The following is a 15,763-nucleotide window of genomic DNA, read 5'->3' on the forward strand; positions in this document are numbered from 1 at the left end:
TCGTATGGTGTGCGTTATGCGCCTTCCACGATGATGATGTTGGCGATACCAGCGTTTTCGCGATGTTTCTTGGCCGCCTGATACTCTTCGCTGTTGTAGCAAGCCATCGCGGTTTCCATATCGGCAAACTCGATCACCACATTGCGGGGATGGTTGGTGCCTTCCAGATCCTCAAACTTGCCGCCGCGTGCCAGAACGTTGGCGTTGTACTTTTTGAAAGCGGCAGAGGCTCCGTCTGCGTAGAGCTTGTATGGCTCCGGATCTGTGACTGTGACGTGAGCGACCCAATAGGCTTTTGGCATTTTCTCTTCCTTTAAAACAGGAGGAAGCGGCGCTTGATACGCCGCCCCCTCTTCTCGTTATTTAGCTTAGTTCGCTGTTACTTGTTCAGGATTTTTGCCAGAGCAAGGTAAGCGATGCCAGCCACGAACAGGCCGACGAACCATGCATATGTATAGATGGTTGCGAACAGTGGAGATGCTGGACCGGTGAGGCCTACGCCTGCCAGGAAGCCTGGAAGGTTTGGCAGGATACCGATGACCAGCGCCAGCACGCCTGCCCAGTTCCAGCCGTTGGAACCAGCATAGATGCCGTTGTGCTTGAACAGGTCTTCCACGTTGAGCTTGGTTTTGCGCAGCAGGTAGTAGTCTGCCAGCATCACGCCTGCGATTGGACCCAGCAGCGCTGAGTATGCAATCAGCCAGCCGATGATGTGGTTCACGAGAATCCATGGGAACATCACGAGCCCGATCGCTGCGGTGATGTAACCACCCATGCGCAGGTTGATGGCTTTTGGTGCCAGGTTGGAGAACCCGTGTGCCGGAGCCACAACGTTTGCTGCCAGGTTGGTTGTCAGCGTTGCAACAATGAGTGCGAACAGCGCGATGATGATGCTCATGCCGCCCATCTTCTCAGCCAGTGCGATTGGATCCCAAATGGCTTCCCCGAAGATCACAACCGTTGCGGACGTCACAGCAGAGGCGATGAACGCAAACAGTGCCATTGGGATTGGAAGGCCAATCGCCTGCCCCATGAACTGGTCTTTCTGGCTCTTTGCATAACGCGTAAAGTCAGGGATGTTCAGAGCGAGCGTTGCCCAGAAGCCGACCATGCCTGTCAGGCTTGGCCAGAAGACGGACCAGAACTGGCCTTCCTTCGGCTGTCCTTCAGCGAACTGGCTTGGAGTGGAGAGCATTGCGCCAAAACCACCGGCGTTGACGTAAGCCCATGCCAGCAGAGCCAGACCCATTGCGAGCAGGAATGGTGCTGCGTAGGTTTCCAGCCAGCGGATGGATTCTGTGCCATTTTTGATGAAGTACAGGTGCAGTGCCCAGAACGCCATGAAGCAGGCAAACTGGCCTGCGTTGATGCCGAGGATTGGCAGCGGATCACCTGCAAGGCCCCCACCCATGAGCGTGTTCAGGATCACGTAGATCGCGGAACCGCCGACCCATGTCTGAATACCGAACCAACCACAGGCTACGATACCACGGGCAACAGCTGGAAATTTCGCGCCAGCAGGACCGAAGGACGAGCGCAGCAGAACCGGGAACGGAATACCGTACTTGGTGCCTGCATGGCCGATCAGAACCATTGGAATGAGAACGATTGCGTTGGCGAGCAGGATTGTCATGACCGCCTGATCCCAGCTCATGCCAGCGCCAATCAGATAGGACGCGAGCAAGTAGGTTGGGATACAGACCACCATACCGACCCAGAGCGCGGCAATGGAAACCCAGTTCCATGTGCGTGCAACAGGTGCGGTTGGCAACTGATCTTCGTTGTAAAGATCAGCATCAATTCCGACAAGTTCCTGATGGATAATACCAAACTCGTCCGGTACTACATTCCCGGTTGAGCCTAGAGTTGAATCCGACATTGAGTTTTACCCCCTCAGCTTAAAAGCAGCAGATCCCCTCTAAAAATACCGCTGCGATTAATGACCAGCCCGCGTACCCCACGTGGGCCTGATGGCATATCGCAATGTTTTGCAACTCCGCGACATGCTCTAAATTTTTGCTTCCCGGCGCATCTGGTTCCGAAAGCCAGTGCCCTCTTTTCGGAGATGCGCCGTCCGCTCTGTGGTCAGGCTTATACGCCTGCTGGCATCAATTCTGGCCGACGCTCAACTTTGCGCGGCGCTGTGATTTCTTTCCACTTTGACAGAGCTGCGCCGACCGGAGCATTTGGCTCGCGACCAACGAACTCACCGTGACCAGGTTCAGTCTTGACCGTGCTTTCCTCAATCGCGACTTTGCCGCGGGTGAGTGTGAAGCGTGGCAGACCGACCACTTCCCTGCCTTCGAACACGTTGTATTCAACGCAGGACTGCTGGTTGGCTGCAGTGATTGTTTTTGAGCGGTTCGGATCCCAGACAACGATGTCTGCGTCCGCCCCTTCCAAAATCGCACCCTTTTTAGGATACATATTCAGGATCTTGGCGATATTGGTGGAAGTGACAGCTACGAACTCATTCATGGTCAGGCGGCCTGTGCGCACACCGGTTGACCAGAGCATTGGCATGCGGTCTTCCAAGCCGCCGGTGCCGTTCGGGATTTTTGTGAAGTCGCCGACACCAAACCGCTTCTGCTCCATTGTGAAGGCACAATGGTCTGTTGCCACCACCTGCAAGGAACCAGACTGCAAGCCAGCCCAGAGGCTGTCCTGATGCTGTTTGTTGCGGAATGGTGGAGACATGACGCGCTGTGCGGCATGATCCAGCTTGGGTTGGAATATTCACTGTCGTCCAGTGTCAGGTGCTGGATGAGCGGCTCACCATAGACACGCATGCCTTTCTGGCGGGCACGGCGAATGGCTTCATGGGCCTGCTCACAGCTGGTGTGCACGATGTAGAGCGGCACGCCTGCCATATCCGCGATCATGATAGCGCGGTTGGCTGCCTCGCCTTCCACCTCTGGCGGGCGGGAGTATGAGTGCGCTTCCGGTCCATTGTTGCCTTCCGCCAGCAGTTTTTGCTGCATGGTGGCGACCACATCACCGTTCTCCGCATGCACAAGTGGCATTGCGCCCAGAGCGGCACAGCGTTGGAAGGACGCGAACATTTCGTCGTCGTCCACCATCAACGCCCCCTTATAGGCCATGAAGTGCTTGAAGGTGTTGATGCCGCGATCGACTACTTCCTGCATTTCATTGAAGACCTGCTCGCCCCACCAGGTCACAGCCATGTGGTAGGAGTAGTCAGAGCATGCTGCGCCGGATTTTTGCTGCCAGATGGCAAGTGCTTCCATCATGGACTGGCCCGGCGCTGGCAGACAGAAGTCCACCACCATGGTGGTACCGCCTGCAAGGCCCGCTCTTGTGCCGATCTCGAAGTTGTCTGCGGAATGCGTTCCCATGAACGGCATTTCCAAATGCACGTGCGGGTCGATACCGCCCGGCATGACGTAACAGCCAGAGGCATCCAGCGTTTCGTCACCGGAGAGGTTCTCGCCGATTTCGATGATCTTGCCACCATCTACGAGGACATCAGACTTGTAAGTTCTATCGGCAGTTACAATCGTGCCGCCTTTAATCACTGTAGACATTTTGGTCTCTCAACTCTTTCAAATCTAAGGGTTATTCGGCTGGCTCTGTGGTATCCTGCTCGATCTCGGCATACTCAAGCACTGCATGGAACAGTACGTCGGCGCCTGCAGTTGCCCACTCTCTTGAAATTTCTTCGTCTTCATTGTGGCTCAGACCATCCACACATGGCACATGATCATGGCCGTTGGCGCAACACGGTTGATCCAGCAGGCATCGTGGCCTGCGCCGGAGATGATGTTGCGGTGGGAATAGTTCAGACGCTCAGCTGCGTTACGAACAGCGGTGACACAGCCTTCATCGAAGGTGACTGGATCAAAGTGACCAACTGCTTCAATCTCAATGCCAAGGCCGAGTTCTTCTGCGATTTTTGGCGCTTCAGCTTCCAGCTTGGCTTTCATGCCATCCAGAACGTCCTGATGCGGGGAGCGGAAATCGATGGTGAAGACGGTTTTGCCCGGAATCACGTTGCGACTGTTTGGATAGACATCGCAGTGACCAATGGCACCCACAGCTTCCGGCTGGTTCTCCATGGCGATCTGATGCACCAGCTCAGTAATGCGTGCCATGCCCAGACCTGCGTTTTTACGCATTGGCATTGGGGTTGAACCGGTATGGCTGTCTTTGCCGGTGAGCGTGACCTGCAGCCACCAGAGACCCTGACCATGGGTGACAACACCGATGTCCTTTTCCTCAATTTCGAGGATTGGCCCCTGCTCGATGTGAAGCTCAAACATGGCATGCAGTTTGCGCTGGCCGACAGGCTCTTCACCGACGTAACCGATGCGCTTGAGTTCGTCACCGAACTTCTTGCCTTCCGCATCTTCACGATCATAAGCCCAATCCTGGGTATGCATGCCTGCAAACACGCCGGAAGCAAGCATAGCCGGGGCAAAGCGGGTGCCCTCTTCATTGGTCCAGTTGACCACTTCGATTGGACGTTTGGTTTTAATGCCGCGCTCACGGATGGAGCGGATCACTTCCAGACCTGCAAGTACACCAAGCACACCATCATACTTGCCGCCAGTTGGCTGCGTATCCAGATGAGAGCCAATCATAATCGGATCGAGACTTGGATCTTCCCCTTCAAGGCGGGCGAACATGTTGCCCATTGTATCGACGTGCATTGTCATGCCTTCGGCTTCACACCAGCTGGTGAAAAGCTTACGGCCCTCGGCATCTTCATCTGTCAGCGTTTGCCTGTTGTTGCCACCACGGACGCCGGGTCCGATCTGGGCCATATCCATCAGGCTACGCCACAGTCTGTCACCATTAATACGATGATTTGAGCCAAGTTTACTCATAGGTCTCTCCGATAACGTCTTTTCAACGCCGTTTTATTTAACTTACCCGAGAAATATTCTTCTGAAATACAACGGGTTAGCTGTCGTTATTTAATCTCCCGAGGAGCATAAAACTGATAAAACCGATGAGGATATTCGCAGGATTCAAGCTCTATCTCTTTTTTGACATGCCAGACGGTCTGCAACCGCGTAAAGACAGGTTGCAGGCAAATTATGTCAAAAATTCAATCTTCTAGATTTCCCGCAGGTTATTTTTCCCATTTGGAACAGATAGATGTAGTTTGCAGAGATCTATCGCTCTTGCAACAGCTTAACTCAGCTTAAATCTTGGATATTCCCCTCCCAAAACTTGGGGTAAATTGGACCAAACAGTCAATTATCTGTCAACCCACCTTCAAAAATGGATCAATTTCACCAGCCAACTTCAAAAATTCTCCTGATATTCCAATAGGTAAAACACTTAGAAGCCCTGCCAAATCCAGACAATAAGCGTGTTGCAGACAAGAAAACTCCACAGGTTCCTAAGGTTTTTTGATGAAAATATCCGATCTATCGGAATCAAAACCACCTCATTTGCTTACAAAAGAAAATAGCAATCTGGAAAGGCGCATATTTTTGCATGTACTGCTAAACTTTTGCGCAAATGAGCTTAAACTTCATAAATATTGCAGAGCAACTTTACAGAATGCGTTGCAAAATAAAGCTTTTCTTTGCTCAAATACGCCTTTTATTGTGCTTGTTTTATTTGCATTGCAGCATAATTATTCTACCCAAGAGATATTTCACGCTTGACTAACTGATAGTTGCAGATATTTTTTTGACCGAGAGGTAAAAAATTATGCTGACTGCTGACCAAGCGCGACACCTGGGGGAAGTGCGAGGCTCAGATCTTCGGGATCTGATGCAACAGGCCGCTACAGTAAAGCGCCAGTATTGGGGCGATACTGTCACCTACTCCCGTAAAGTTTTTGTGCCACTGACAAACATGTGCCGAGATACATGTACGTATTGCACATTTGTCAAACACCCCAGTTCGCCCGAAGCCAACATCATGACACCTGAGCAGGTGATGCGGACGGCGCGGCAGGGAGAAGAGACCGGCTGCAAAGAGCTTCTCTTCAGCCTGGGTGAGAAGCCTGAGCTGCGTTACGAGCAAGCAAAAGCTGCTCTGGCAACGCTGGGTTACGGGTCCATGGTCAGCTATCTAGCAGATGCCTGTGAGATGGTTTTACGAGAGACAACCCTCCTGCCCCACGTGAATGCGGGTACGCTGAGCGATGAAGAGATCGATCAGCTTCGCCCTTACGCAGCATCCATGGGCATGATGCTGGAGACCACCAGCCGCCGTTTGATGAAAAAAGGTCAGCCGCACTATGGGTGCCCGGACAAAGCGCCGGTTCAGCGTTTGCGGACGTTGGAGCGGGCTGGTCAGAAGAAGATCCCGTTCACCACCGGCTTGCTGATTGGCATTGGCGAAACGTGGGAAGAGCGCATTGAGGCTCTGGAGGCGATCAACGAAAGCCATGCACGTCATGGACACATTCAGGAAGTGATCATCCAGAATTTCCAGCGTAAGCCGGGGATCGGGATGGAGAATCATCCCGAACCATCGCTGGATGACATGTTGCGCACGCTGGCCGTTGCGCGCCTGATCCTGTCCCATGAGATCAGTCTACAAGCACCGCCGAACCTGAGCGAACGGCATATGGAGTACCTGAGCGCTGGCATCAATGACTGGGGCGGCATTTCTCCGGTGACCATTGATTTCATCAACCCGCAGCATCGCTGGCCTGTGATTGATGAGCTGGCCCAGTCAACACGGCAAGCCGGGCAGAAGCTGGAGGAGCGGTTGACCGTCTACCCGAGCTATCTGCGTGAGAAGACCGAGTTTGTAGATCCTGTCGTGCTTTCAAAATCCAAGGGGCTTTGGGAGCAAATGGGTTCCTCCGCCGCAGTTCAGTCAGGAGGCACCTTATGACGCTTCACAGTTTCCCTCACTCTGCCAGTGATGCCTTGCGCTCACATGGGCTGAGCGCACCAACACACGATATTTTGAGCAAAGCACTGGCTGGTATCGAGATTTCAGAGGCGGATGGTGAACACCTGTTCCGAGCTCCGGCGCAAGAGTTTCCAGCCATTGCCTATGTGGCGGACACGCTGCGCCAGCGGGTGAATGGCGACAAGGTTGGCTTTGTGGTCAACCGGAACATCAACTTCACCAACATCTGCTACATGGGCTGCAAGTTCTGCGGCTTTGCCAAGCGAACGGAAGATCCCGACGCTGAATGGCTGGTACCGGAGCAGATCGTTGCCCGTGCTCAGGAAGCGTGGAACCGCGGTGCGACAGAGGTTTGCATTCAGGGTGGTCTGCACCCGAAGATGGAAGGCACCTATTATCGTGAGATTGTTCTCGCGATCAAAAAAGCCCTTCCGGACATGCACATCCATGCGTTTTCACCGTTTGAGGTGTGGTACGGCGCAGCCAAGACCAAACAATCCTATCATGCATTTTTGCAGGATCTGAAAGACTGTGGGCTCGGCTCGCTGCCCGGCACCGCGGCGGAGATTCTGGACACCGACATTCGCCAGCAGCTGACACGCAACAAGCTGAGCACCGAGAAGTGGGTGGAGATCATCAAGGCCGCGCATGAAGTGGGCATTCCGACCACGGCCACCATTATGTATGGCCATATTGATGGGCCTGAGCATTGGGCCGCTCACATTGCCTTGTTGCGCGACATTCAGAAGGAAACTGGCGGTTTCACAGAGTTGGTGCCGTTGAGTTTCGTCCATTCAGAGAGCCCGCTTTATACGCTTGATCCAAAGAACGTGCGCCCCGGCCCGACAGATCTGGAAGTGCGCAAGATGCATGCGGTTTCTCGGATCATGCTGCATGGCTGGATCGACAATATTCAGGTGTCATGGACCAAGCTGGGACCAGAGTTTGCCTCTGATCTGCTGCAATGCGGGGTTAATGATTTGGGTGGCACGTTGATGAACGAGAGCATCTCCCGTTCTGCCGGTGCAGCGCATGGTCAGGAGATCACCGCACATGAGATGTGCAGATCATTCAGGATGCGGGCCGTCAGCCGATCCAGCGCAATACCGTTTATGATGTGATCAATGATTTTGCCGAGGGCCTGCCAGAGCAACAAGCACCGCTGATTGCACGCGCTAACTCCAGTCTTCTGAGCTTCCTGACAGAAGAGGATGGCGCTCCCGCAAAGGTGGTTGGAGGTGCCGGATGACGCAAAACGCACCTGTTAAAGTTACCCTGATTGCCGGTGGTGTTGGCGGCGCCAAGATGGCGGAAGGCCTTTATCATCTGGAAAATGTGGAGCTCTCCATCATTGGCAACATTGCCGATGATGATGCCTTCCACGGCCTTTGGGTATCGCCGGACATCGACACCCTCACCTACACTCTGGCCGACGTGATCGACCGCCAGCAAGGCTGGGGTGTAGCAGATGAGAGCCACCGAGCACTGGAGACACTTTCCAAACTTGGTGACGATACATGGATGTCTCTTGGGGATCGCGATTTCGGTCTGCACATCTACCGCACGCATCGCCGCCGTCAGGGCGATCGGCCAACGTTGATTGCGCAGGATATCGCCAGGAGTTTTGGGCTGACCTGTGACCTCATTCTGCCGACGGATGATGTGGTGCAGACACGTGTGAAAACCGATGCGGGTTGGCTGAGTTTTCAGGAGTACTTTGTCAAAGAGCGCTGCGCTCCTGACGTTCGTGAGCTGCACTACGACCATATTGAAGAGGCTCATGCGACTGAGGAGGCACTGAAGGCATTGGCAGAAGCTGACCTAATTGTGATTGCGCCAAGCAACCCGCTGGTGAGCATTCTGCCAATCCTCAAGGTTCCCGGCATTCTGGGGGCGGTGAAAGCTGCGAAAGCGCCGAAGATTGGAGTTTCACCGATCATCAATGGCGGCGTTGTGAAAGGTCCGGCGGACCGGATGTTGGCCTCCCTTGGCTTCGAGTCCACGGTGTTTGGCGTTGCGCAGATTTATGCTGACTTTCTGGATTGCTTTGTCATCGATCATGCGGACGAGCAGCACATCTCAGCTATCAACGGATTGGGTCTGAGCACGTCACAAGACGCGATCCTGATGAAGACGCGGGAAGACAAGATGCGGCTGGCAACTGAGCTGTTTGCTATTTCTGGTGTAGTTGATCGTTCTGGCGAGGAGCTGAGCGCATGACCGGATCAGCTCCTAAGACACTTGTTGTTGTGCCGGTGAAGGATTTTGCCAAGGCGAAGTCTCGTCTTGGGCCACATCTTGATGCCACTGAACGCGCAACTGTGGCGGCGAACCTGTTTGCGCAGACCCTTCGTTTTTTACAGGACTCCCAGAAACAGTGCAGCACCGCCTTTGATATTGCTGTGGTGACCAGTTCGCTAGAAATCGCAGGCACTGTGAACGAATGCTCTGTTCATCTGATCCTTGAAGGTCAGGAAGATGGGCTGAACTCGGCACTGACAACGGCAGCCCTTTGGGCCAAGGCTCATGGCTATGAGACGCTGTGCATTTTGCCAGCGGATATTGCAGCACCAGACTTCGATGAATTTGAGCGGCTTTTAAGCCTTGCTGGCTCACCGCGTTCTCTCGTGCTGTGCCCTGCCCATGACTACGGCACCAACGTGCTGATTGCGACGCCACCGGATGCGATTACCTTCACTTACGGCAGTGCTTCTTTCCAGAAGCATCAGGCTCAGGCTGCAGAGCGTGGGCTGGACTGTGTGATTGCCCCCTCCTCCTCTTTTTCAAAAGATATCGATTATATGGAAGACCTCGCAGACCTTCAGCCCCGGCTTCTTGCAAAACATGGCGACCGGAGAGCTGTTTGATGCATACCCTATCTTTACACGCGATTCCGAATATTCCGGAGATCAAACCGGGCGATGATCTGGCAGTCATTCTTGGTGATGCGATTGAAGCGGCTGGCCTTTCCTTACAGGACGGAGACGTTCTGACCTCTGCGCATAAGATTTTCTCCAAGGCCGAGGGGCGCATTGTCAATCTGGCAGACGTAACTCCTTCTGAGGAAGCCCAAGGCTATGCGAATGAGCTAAACAAGGATCCCCGCAAAGTTGAGGTGATCCTGCAGGAGAGCACGCGTGTGGTTCGTCATTTCAAGCGTCCGACACAGAATGAAGGAACGATGATTTGTGAGCATCGTCTGGGCTTCATTTCCGCCAATGCTGCAGTTGATGAATCCAACAGCGGCGCGGATGAGACGTTGATTTTGCTGCCGGAAGATCCCGATGCCAGCGCTGCTCGCATGCAGGAAGCACTTTCCAAGCGTTTCAATGCGCAGATCGGTTTTGCCATTACCGACACATTTGGACGTCCCTGGCGGCTTGGTCAGGTGAATGTGGCGGTAGGCCTCGCCGGTGTTCCAGCAACTATCAAAGAACAAGGCAACTCCGATGCGCATGGGCGCTTGCTCAGTGTGACAGAGCCTGCTTTTGCAGATGAGCTGGCAGCAGCTTCCGGATTGGTGATCAGCAAAGCCGGACAGACTCCCGTGGTTCTATTCCGCGGCCTCAACTGGTCGTTTGAAGCAAGTTCAGCACAGGATTTAATAAGATCGAAGAAGGAGGACATGTTCCGATGACATTAGCGATTATCGGAGGAACCGGGCCACAGGGTCAGGGACTTGCGCTCAGGTTTGCCCGGGCTGGCGTGCCCGTTGCACTCGGCTCGCGCGATGCTGCCCGCGGCAAGGACATTGCCGATGAGCTTATGACAAAGCTTCCGGAAGGCTCTGCAAAGATTGAAGGCATGGGCAACGAAGATGCTGTGGCAGCATCCACTGAATGTGTGATGCTGGCAGTGCCTTATGTGGCTCATGATGCAACTCTAGAAGCTTTGAAGCCGCATCTTTCTGGCAAGATCCTCATCGACATTGTTGTGCCGCTGGCGCCGGGTGATCCAAAGACGGTTGAAATGCCACCAGAAGGTTCAGCCACTGAGGCTGCTCAGGCGTTGCTTGGCCCAGATATTCCTGTTGTGGGCGCCTTGCACAATGTTTCTGCCACAACGCTGAACAATCTGGATTGGGCGATCAATTGCGACATCCTCGTGTGTGGTGACAGCCTTGCTGCCCGCAAGGTGGTGATGGAACTGGTCAACAAGCTGGATGTAACAACCTACAACAGCGGCAACGCAAAAGCGGCACGCTGCATTGAGGCGATCACCCCAATTCTCATTCGTCAGAATATTTCAAAAGCCGTGCCATTTACGCATGCGGGCATCCGCATCTGGGCACCAGATCATTAATTCCAGAACTTAACTTTCGTGGAGGAGAGACACATGGATTTTGGTATTTGCTTTAAAGGGTTTGTGGAACCTGATCGCGCAAAAGCGCTGGTTCGTCAGGCCGAAAATGCCGGCTTTAAATACTGCTGGTTTTATGACAGTCACATTTTGTGGCGTGAGAGCTTCGTCGCCATGGCAATGTGCATGGAACACACCAAAAACATGCGCTTTGGACCTTGTGTAACCAACCCAAACACTCGTGACTGGTCTCATGCCGCCAGCTTGTTTGGCTCCCTTGCCAAGCAGTCCGGCGGTCGTTTTGACATCGGTCTTGGCCGTGGTGACAGTGCTGTGCGCGTGATGGGCAAAAAGCCTGCACCGCTGAAGCGTCTGGAAGAGTTCACCCATGTGGTTAAAGCGCTGGTGCGCGGTGATGAAGCACAGTACGGCGAGTGCCCTGAACCAGTGAAGTTCCCATGGCAGATGGCTATGAACTGCCTGTTTGGGTTGCCGCTTATGGCCCGAAAGCACTGAGCTCTGCTGGCCGCGTTGGTGATGGTCTTATTCTGCAAATCGCAGAACCAGGCATCTGTAAATGGCTGGGTGATCAGGCTGTTGCAGCTGGTGAGGAAGCTGGCCGTGACATGAGCAACTTCGGCATCATGGCAGCTGCACCGGCTCACACAGGCACTCTGGAAGAAGGCATTGAGAAGACCAAGTGGTTCCCAGCTATGGTGGGCAACCACGTGGCAGATATTGTTGAGAAATACGGTTCCAACACCGATCAGGTGCCAGCTTCTCTGACCTCTTACATCGAGAACCGTCGCGGTTATGACTATTCCAAGCACGGTCAGAGTGACAACCCGTTCCTGGACTTCATTACCGATGATATCGTCGAGAGCTTTGCGGTGCTTGGCCCACCTGAGAACCACATCGAGAAGCTGAATAAACTGAAGGATGCAGGCATCACGCAGTTCAATATCTATCTGGACAGCGGCGATGAAGAGAAGATCATCGCGGACTATGGCGAAAAGATCATTCCGGCTTTTAACGCAGACAACGCGAAAACACCGGAAGCTGTCAGCTGATAAAAACAGGCCGGGCTCCACGTGAGCTCGGCCTTTTCTCTATCTATTGCAGAAAAACAACAATCATTAGAGTGAGCTGCCGCATCACAACTTTTCTACCAGAGTTTAGCTTGATAAGAGCACGTTGTTTTCGTAGGTGCTAACTTACTTATTAGCTGAGCGTGTATTTAAGGCTCAGCGCCTATGTAATTTTGGAAAAGAGTATGGCTAAAGCTTCTGAGGCAAAAGGTAAAACACGAATTCAGATGGAAAAGACCGAGAAGATCCTCGCTGCGGCGCTGGATGTGTTCTCAACCTATGGATTTCGTGGCTCCACTATTGATCAGGTGGCTCAGCAAGCGGGATTATCCAAGCCCAACCTTTTCTATTACTACGACAGCAAGGACGCCATTCATGCAGAACTGATCGAGCGCCTGCTTTATGTCTGGCTGGATCCGCTGCATCAGCTCAACCCTGAAGGCGAGCCGATTGAAGAGATTTGCGCGTATGTACGGCGCAAGCTGGAGATGGCGCGCGATTATCCACGTGAGAGCCGACTATTCGCCAACGAGATCCTGCAGGGTGCTCCGCGCATCAAATCCTTGATTGCTGGACCATTGAAGTCACTGGTCGACGAGAAGACCGTTGTCATTCAGGGCTGGATGGACGCCGGCAAGATTGCGGAAACGGATCCTTATCATCTGCTGTTTTCCATCTGGTCCACCACACAGCACTACGCTGACTTTGATAGTCAGGTGCAGACATTGCTGCCTGCAGACAAGTCTAAGGACCGGTTCAAAGAAGCAGCGTCTTACCTGGACCGGATGTTCCGCAAAAGCCTTGCCGCTGAATAAGTCACTAATTTACAAGCGTGTCGTGGGGGTGATGACTGGTCCCTGCTCGGTTTCCAGAATATGCGCTTTGACACGGTAGACATCCTGAACACGTTCCTGCGTTAGCACCTCTTCCGGCAAGCCGTATGCAACCAGTCTGCCTTCTTTCAACATTGCCAGACGCGTGCACAGGCGAGCGGCGTAGGTCCAATCATGCAGGCTGACCAGCATGGATGTGCCTTGTTGTTGTAGCTTCTGAAAGATTTCCTGAAGTTCCAGCTGGTGTTCCGGGTCCAGTCCTGCAGTTGGTTCATCGGCAATGATGAGTGGCGTCTTCTGCATCAGAGCACGACCCAGAAGTGCGCGGGCTTTTTCACCTCCAGAGACCTGAAGAATGGATTCTTTACGGATAGGTTCAAGACCAAGGCTGGAGACTACGTCTTCTAATTCCGCTTTGTGCTTGGGTGTGCGAACGGAGCCGCCAATGGCTTCACAACCCAGCGCCAAGATGCGTTCTACAGACAAATCCCATGCAACATCCCGCTCCTGCGCCATGTAAGCAACATGCTTTGAGAGCTGGCGCGCGGAGATGTTTTTTAGAGGCCGATCGTCATAGCTGATCTCTCCATTTGACGGGATGAGCCCGACCATGGCCTTCATCAAAGTGGACTTGCCTGATCCATTTGGACCGATCAGGCCAACAATCTCGCCTTTCCCAATCTCCAGATTGATTGAAGATAGGATGTTCTTTGGGCCGTAATTGACGGAGAGGTCTTTGAGTTGCAGCAGCATCAGATCAACGCCCTCCGCTGTTTGATGATCAGCCATAGGAAGAACGGCGCACCGACAATAGCCGTCAGAACGCCCAGCTTCAGGTTGGACTGAGGGCCGAAGAGCTTCACTGTGATGTCGGCAAGGGTCAGCAGGCAAGCACCTGCGATCGCACTTGGAATGAGGAGGCGTTGTGGCTCTCCCCCCACCATCTTGCGCAGCAAATGCGGAACGATCAGGCCGATGAAGCCGATGGTGCCGGTTACCGCTGTCACAGCACCGACACTGGCTGCTGTGCCGACAATAGCACAGAAGCGCAGGCGGGGCAGTGAGACGCCCATGGTGTGGGCGGTTTCTTCACCCAGCGACAAGGCATTGAGGCCCTTGCCGGTAATGAGCAACAGGGCCCAACCAACCACGATAAACGGAGCAATAATGTAAAGGTGCTGCATGGATCGGTCATTCAGTGAACCGAGCATCCAGAACACGATTTCCATAGCAGCGAACGGGTTCGGAGACAGGTTGAGCGCCAGAGATGTCAGCGCAGTGGCAATGCTGGAAATGGCGACGCCTGCAAGGATCAGCGTCAGTGTCTGCCCTCTTCCCCCTGCCAGCATCGGCAGCAGAACAGCAGCAATCGCAGCCCCGAGCAGCGCGAAGGCTGGGAGTGCATACGGCATGGTGATGGTCAGACCGGTGTAGATCGCAATGACAGCTCCAAGGCTGGCGGAGGAGCTGACACCGATCAAGCCCGGCTCTGCAAGTGGATTGCGCAAAAGGCCCTGGAGGACTGCTCCGGACAGACCAAGCGTTGCGCCGGTGATCACCCCCAGCAGAGCACGCGGCACACGGATCTCCCAGAACACGATGGAAACCGGCGTTTTCTCGGAAGCAAAAGCTGCTTCGATGAGCTGCGCGATTGACAGATCAGCGGCGCCGATCATGAGAGAGGTCAGGAACAGCGCGATTGCAATCAGGCTGAGGATTACGATCAGCGGGGCATCGGGATGCTTTGTCATTCAGCTCGTGCCCCCAAGCGTTTGGATTGATTAGCCAGTTTCTCTATGGCTTCGGCAACGAACGGCAGGCCGCAGATAGTATACTTGTCTTCCACCAAAACGCGTCCGCTGTTGCCGAGTGTTCGTTTCAGGGCTGGATGAGCCAGCAGTTCGAATGCCAATGCAGGTTTGTCGGAAAACTGAGTACCCTCAACAAGCAGCTGAGGGTCTTCCAGGATCAGTAGTTCAAGTGGCAGTTTGCTGGTGCCTTTGAGGCCGAGGTTGTTGGCGATGTTCTGCAGGCCTGCTGTCGTGATCAACTCGTTGACAAGGCTGCCATCACCAGCGGTGTAGCCGTTGGCGTAGTAGACCCCTGCCCGTGCTTTCTCATCGGGCTGCGCTTCCACAAATCGCTGAACGGTAGTCTCAAACCGGCTGGCCAGTGCCTCAGTTTTTTGCTCTTGTCCCAGCACCTTGCCGAGACGTCGGAGTTCCCTGGCAATATCCGGGATGGTGCGCACCGGCGGAACCTGCACTACAGTAATGCCAAGACCACGCAGCATCTGTACGGTGGTTTGATTGGTGTAGGTGCCTGCGATCACCAGATCCGGGTTCATCAGGTAGATCTCTTCAGCCCCGCCGAAGTTGATCGGGTAGCTTTCGCCTCTTCACTCATGACAGAGAGCGTTGGATCTGATGCTAATCTGGAAACAGAGACAAGCTGCCCCTCGCCTGCGAGCAACATGGAGAACTGATCGGTGCACAGGTTCATGGAAACGACCCGATTGGGTGTACTCACTCCATTCTCATCTGCACGGGCCGTTGCCGGGTTGATTGCAAGGGCCATCAGCAGTGCGGTCTGCATGATCTTTTTGATCTTATTTGGCATTTAGACCTTTTGAGCAGCGTGAGAGTTTGGAACGCAGCGTCGGACAGTACTGAAGAAACCAGAGAATGCCGCCCAACC

The 15,763-nt window shown here is 53.8% G+C and carries 16 protein-coding genes and 2 pseudogenes; 10 read left to right on the top strand and 8 right to left on the bottom strand.

Annotation, left to right across the window (positions count from 1 at the left end; translation table 11 throughout):
• Positions 1 to 14: 14 nt before the first annotated feature.
• From JCM12308_RS00900 to JCM12308_RS00915, 4 genes and pseudogenes are all read right to left on the bottom strand, one after another.
• The gene (locus tag JCM12308_RS00900; RefSeq protein ID WP_008546710.1) at positions 15 to 302 is read right to left on the bottom strand and encodes a DUF1330 domain-containing protein; all 288 of its coding nucleotides are present in this window, start codon (positions 300 to 302) and stop codon (positions 15 to 17) included.
• Positions 303 to 379: 77 nt separating this feature from the next.
• Positions 380 to 1,879 carry an NCS1 family nucleobase:cation symporter-1 gene (locus tag JCM12308_RS00905; RefSeq protein WP_014285388.1) on the bottom strand — a complete coding sequence of 500 codons (1,500 nt, stop codon included), beginning with the start codon at positions 1,877 to 1,879 and terminating at the stop codon, positions 380 to 382.
• A 212-nt stretch (positions 1,880 to 2,091) separates the two neighbouring features.
• A pseudogene (gene hydA / locus JCM12308_RS00910) lies at positions 2,092 to 3,545 on the bottom strand (dihydropyrimidinase).
• Positions 3,546 to 3,576: 31 nt separating this feature from the next.
• Positions 3,577 to 4,847, bottom strand: a pseudogene (locus JCM12308_RS00915) (Zn-dependent hydrolase).
• Between the two features lie 838 nt (positions 4,848 to 5,685).
• Between JCM12308_RS00915 and cofG the strand changes: the two are divergent.
• The 10 genes from cofG (at position 5,686) to JCM12308_RS00955 (ending at position 13,048) form a co-directional block, all read left to right on the top strand.
• Positions 5,686 to 6,825: a 7,8-didemethyl-8-hydroxy-5-deazariboflavin synthase CofG gene (gene cofG / locus JCM12308_RS00920; RefSeq protein ID WP_174519163.1), complete on the top strand. Its 1,140-nt coding sequence runs from the start codon at positions 5,686 to 5,688 to the stop codon at positions 6,823 to 6,825.
• Positions 6,822 to 7,967, top strand: coding sequence for a 5-amino-6-(D-ribitylamino)uracil--L-tyrosine 4-hydroxyphenyl transferase CofH (cofH, locus tag JCM12308_RS00925; RefSeq protein WP_208978151.1), 1,146 nt, complete (start codon positions 6,822 to 6,824; stop codon positions 7,965 to 7,967). Before cofG ends, cofH begins: the two co-directional genes overlap by 4 nt.
• A complete protein-coding gene (locus JCM12308_RS32025; RefSeq protein ID WP_280138344.1) occupies positions 7,964 to 8,095 on the top strand; it encodes a hypothetical protein in 132 nt (43 codons plus the stop codon). The genes cofH and JCM12308_RS32025 overlap by 4 nt, the downstream gene beginning before the upstream one ends.
• Positions 8,092 to 9,066, top strand: a complete 975-nt coding sequence (gene cofD / locus JCM12308_RS00930; RefSeq protein WP_054782582.1) for a 2-phospho-L-lactate transferase — start codon at positions 8,092 to 8,094, stop codon at positions 9,064 to 9,066. The genes JCM12308_RS32025 and cofD overlap by 4 nt, the downstream gene beginning before the upstream one ends.
• A complete protein-coding gene (gene cofC, locus JCM12308_RS00935) occupies positions 9,063 to 9,713 on the top strand; it encodes a 2-phospho-L-lactate guanylyltransferase (RefSeq protein ID WP_054782583.1) in 651 nt (216 codons plus the stop codon). Before cofD ends, cofC begins: the two co-directional genes overlap by 4 nt.
• Entirely contained in the window at positions 9,713 to 10,483 is a 771-nt protein-coding gene (gene cofE / locus JCM12308_RS00940; RefSeq protein WP_054782584.1) for a coenzyme F420-0:L-glutamate ligase, read from the top strand. Before cofC ends, cofE begins: the two co-directional genes overlap by 1 nt.
• The gene (gene npdG / locus JCM12308_RS00945; RefSeq protein WP_054782585.1) at positions 10,480 to 11,148 is read left to right on the top strand and encodes an NADPH-dependent F420 reductase; all 669 of its coding nucleotides are present in this window, start codon (positions 10,480 to 10,482) and stop codon (positions 11,146 to 11,148) included. Before cofE ends, npdG begins: the two co-directional genes overlap by 4 nt.
• Positions 11,149 to 11,181: 33 nt before the next feature.
• Positions 11,182 to 11,661, top strand: a complete 480-nt coding sequence (locus JCM12308_RS32030; RefSeq protein ID WP_208978152.1) for an LLM class flavin-dependent oxidoreductase — start codon at positions 11,182 to 11,184, stop codon at positions 11,659 to 11,661.
• Positions 11,604 to 12,215: an LLM class flavin-dependent oxidoreductase gene (locus JCM12308_RS32035; protein ID WP_208978153.1), complete on the top strand. Its 612-nt coding sequence runs from the start codon at positions 11,604 to 11,606 to the stop codon at positions 12,213 to 12,215. Before JCM12308_RS32030 ends, JCM12308_RS32035 begins: the two co-directional genes overlap by 58 nt.
• A gap of 203 nt (positions 12,216 to 12,418) precedes the next feature.
• Positions 12,419 to 13,048, top strand: coding sequence for a TetR family transcriptional regulator C-terminal domain-containing protein (locus tag JCM12308_RS00955; protein ID WP_014285378.1), 630 nt, complete (start codon positions 12,419 to 12,421; stop codon positions 13,046 to 13,048).
• Between the two features lie 9 nt (positions 13,049 to 13,057).
• On the opposite strand, the gene JCM12308_RS00960 is transcribed toward JCM12308_RS00955, so the two are convergent.
• From JCM12308_RS00960 to JCM12308_RS28730, 4 genes are read right to left on the bottom strand one after another with little or no spacing between them, the layout of a single operon-like run.
• Entirely contained in the window at positions 13,058 to 13,855 is a 798-nt protein-coding gene (locus JCM12308_RS00960; RefSeq protein ID WP_208608691.1) for an ABC transporter ATP-binding protein, read from the bottom strand.
• On the bottom strand, positions 13,819 to 14,817 hold the full coding sequence (locus JCM12308_RS00965; RefSeq protein ID WP_054782587.1) for a FecCD family ABC transporter permease: 999 nt from the start codon (positions 14,815 to 14,817) through the stop codon (positions 13,819 to 13,821). Before JCM12308_RS00965 ends, JCM12308_RS00960 begins: the two co-directional genes overlap by 37 nt.
• Entirely contained in the window at positions 14,814 to 15,413 is a 600-nt protein-coding gene (locus JCM12308_RS00970; RefSeq protein ID WP_208978154.1) for an ABC transporter substrate-binding protein, read from the bottom strand. Before JCM12308_RS00970 ends, JCM12308_RS00965 begins: the two co-directional genes overlap by 4 nt.
• A complete protein-coding gene (locus JCM12308_RS28730; RefSeq protein ID WP_208978155.1) occupies positions 15,413 to 15,685 on the bottom strand; it encodes a hypothetical protein in 273 nt (90 codons plus the stop codon). The genes JCM12308_RS00970 and JCM12308_RS28730 overlap by 1 nt, the downstream gene beginning before the upstream one ends.
• Positions 15,686 to 15,763 lie beyond the last annotated feature (78 nt).

The sequence above is a fragment of the Pseudovibrio denitrificans JCM 12308 genome (assembly GCF_001310815.1).
Lineage (GTDB): Bacteria > Pseudomonadota > Alphaproteobacteria > Rhizobiales > Stappiaceae > Pseudovibrio > Pseudovibrio denitrificans.

Coding starts and splice junctions, on each gene's coding strand:
- JCM12308_RS00900 (WP_008546710.1), bottom strand. CDS start 302: ATGCCAAAAGCCTATTGGGTCGCTCACGTCACAGTCACAGATCCGGAG.
- JCM12308_RS00905 (WP_014285388.1), bottom strand. CDS start 1,879: ATGTCGGATTCAACTCTAGGCTCAACCGGGAATGTAGTACCGGACGAG.
- cofG (WP_174519163.1), top strand. CDS start 5,686: ATGCTGACTGCTGACCAAGCGCGACACCTGGGGGAAGTGCGAGGCTCA.
- cofH (WP_208978151.1), top strand. CDS start 6,822: ATGACGCTTCACAGTTTCCCTCACTCTGCCAGTGATGCCTTGCGCTCA.
- cofD (WP_054782582.1), top strand. CDS start 8,092: ATGACGCAAAACGCACCTGTTAAAGTTACCCTGATTGCCGGTGGTGTT.
- cofC (WP_054782583.1), top strand. CDS start 9,063: ATGACCGGATCAGCTCCTAAGACACTTGTTGTTGTGCCGGTGAAGGAT.
- cofE (WP_054782584.1), top strand. CDS start 9,713: ATGCATACCCTATCTTTACACGCGATTCCGAATATTCCGGAGATCAAA.
- npdG (WP_054782585.1), top strand. CDS start 10,480: ATGACATTAGCGATTATCGGAGGAACCGGGCCACAGGGTCAGGGACTT.
- JCM12308_RS32030 (WP_208978152.1), top strand. CDS start 11,182: ATGGATTTTGGTATTTGCTTTAAAGGGTTTGTGGAACCTGATCGCGCA.
- JCM12308_RS32035 (WP_208978153.1), top strand. CDS start 11,604: ATGGCAGATGGCTATGAACTGCCTGTTTGGGTTGCCGCTTATGGCCCG.
- JCM12308_RS00955 (WP_014285378.1), top strand. CDS start 12,419: ATGGCTAAAGCTTCTGAGGCAAAAGGTAAAACACGAATTCAGATGGAA.
- JCM12308_RS00960 (WP_208608691.1), bottom strand. CDS start 13,855: ATGGCTGATCATCAAACAGCGGAGGGCGTTGATCTGATGCTGCTGCAA.
- JCM12308_RS00965 (WP_054782587.1), bottom strand. CDS start 14,817: ATGACAAAGCATCCCGATGCCCCGCTGATCGTAATCCTCAGCCTGATT.
- JCM12308_RS00970 (WP_208978154.1), bottom strand. CDS start 15,413: ATGAACCCGGATCTGGTGATCGCAGGCACCTACACCAATCAAACCACC.
- JCM12308_RS28730 (WP_208978155.1), bottom strand. CDS start 15,685: ATGCCAAATAAGATCAAAAAGATCATGCAGACCGCACTGCTGATGGCC.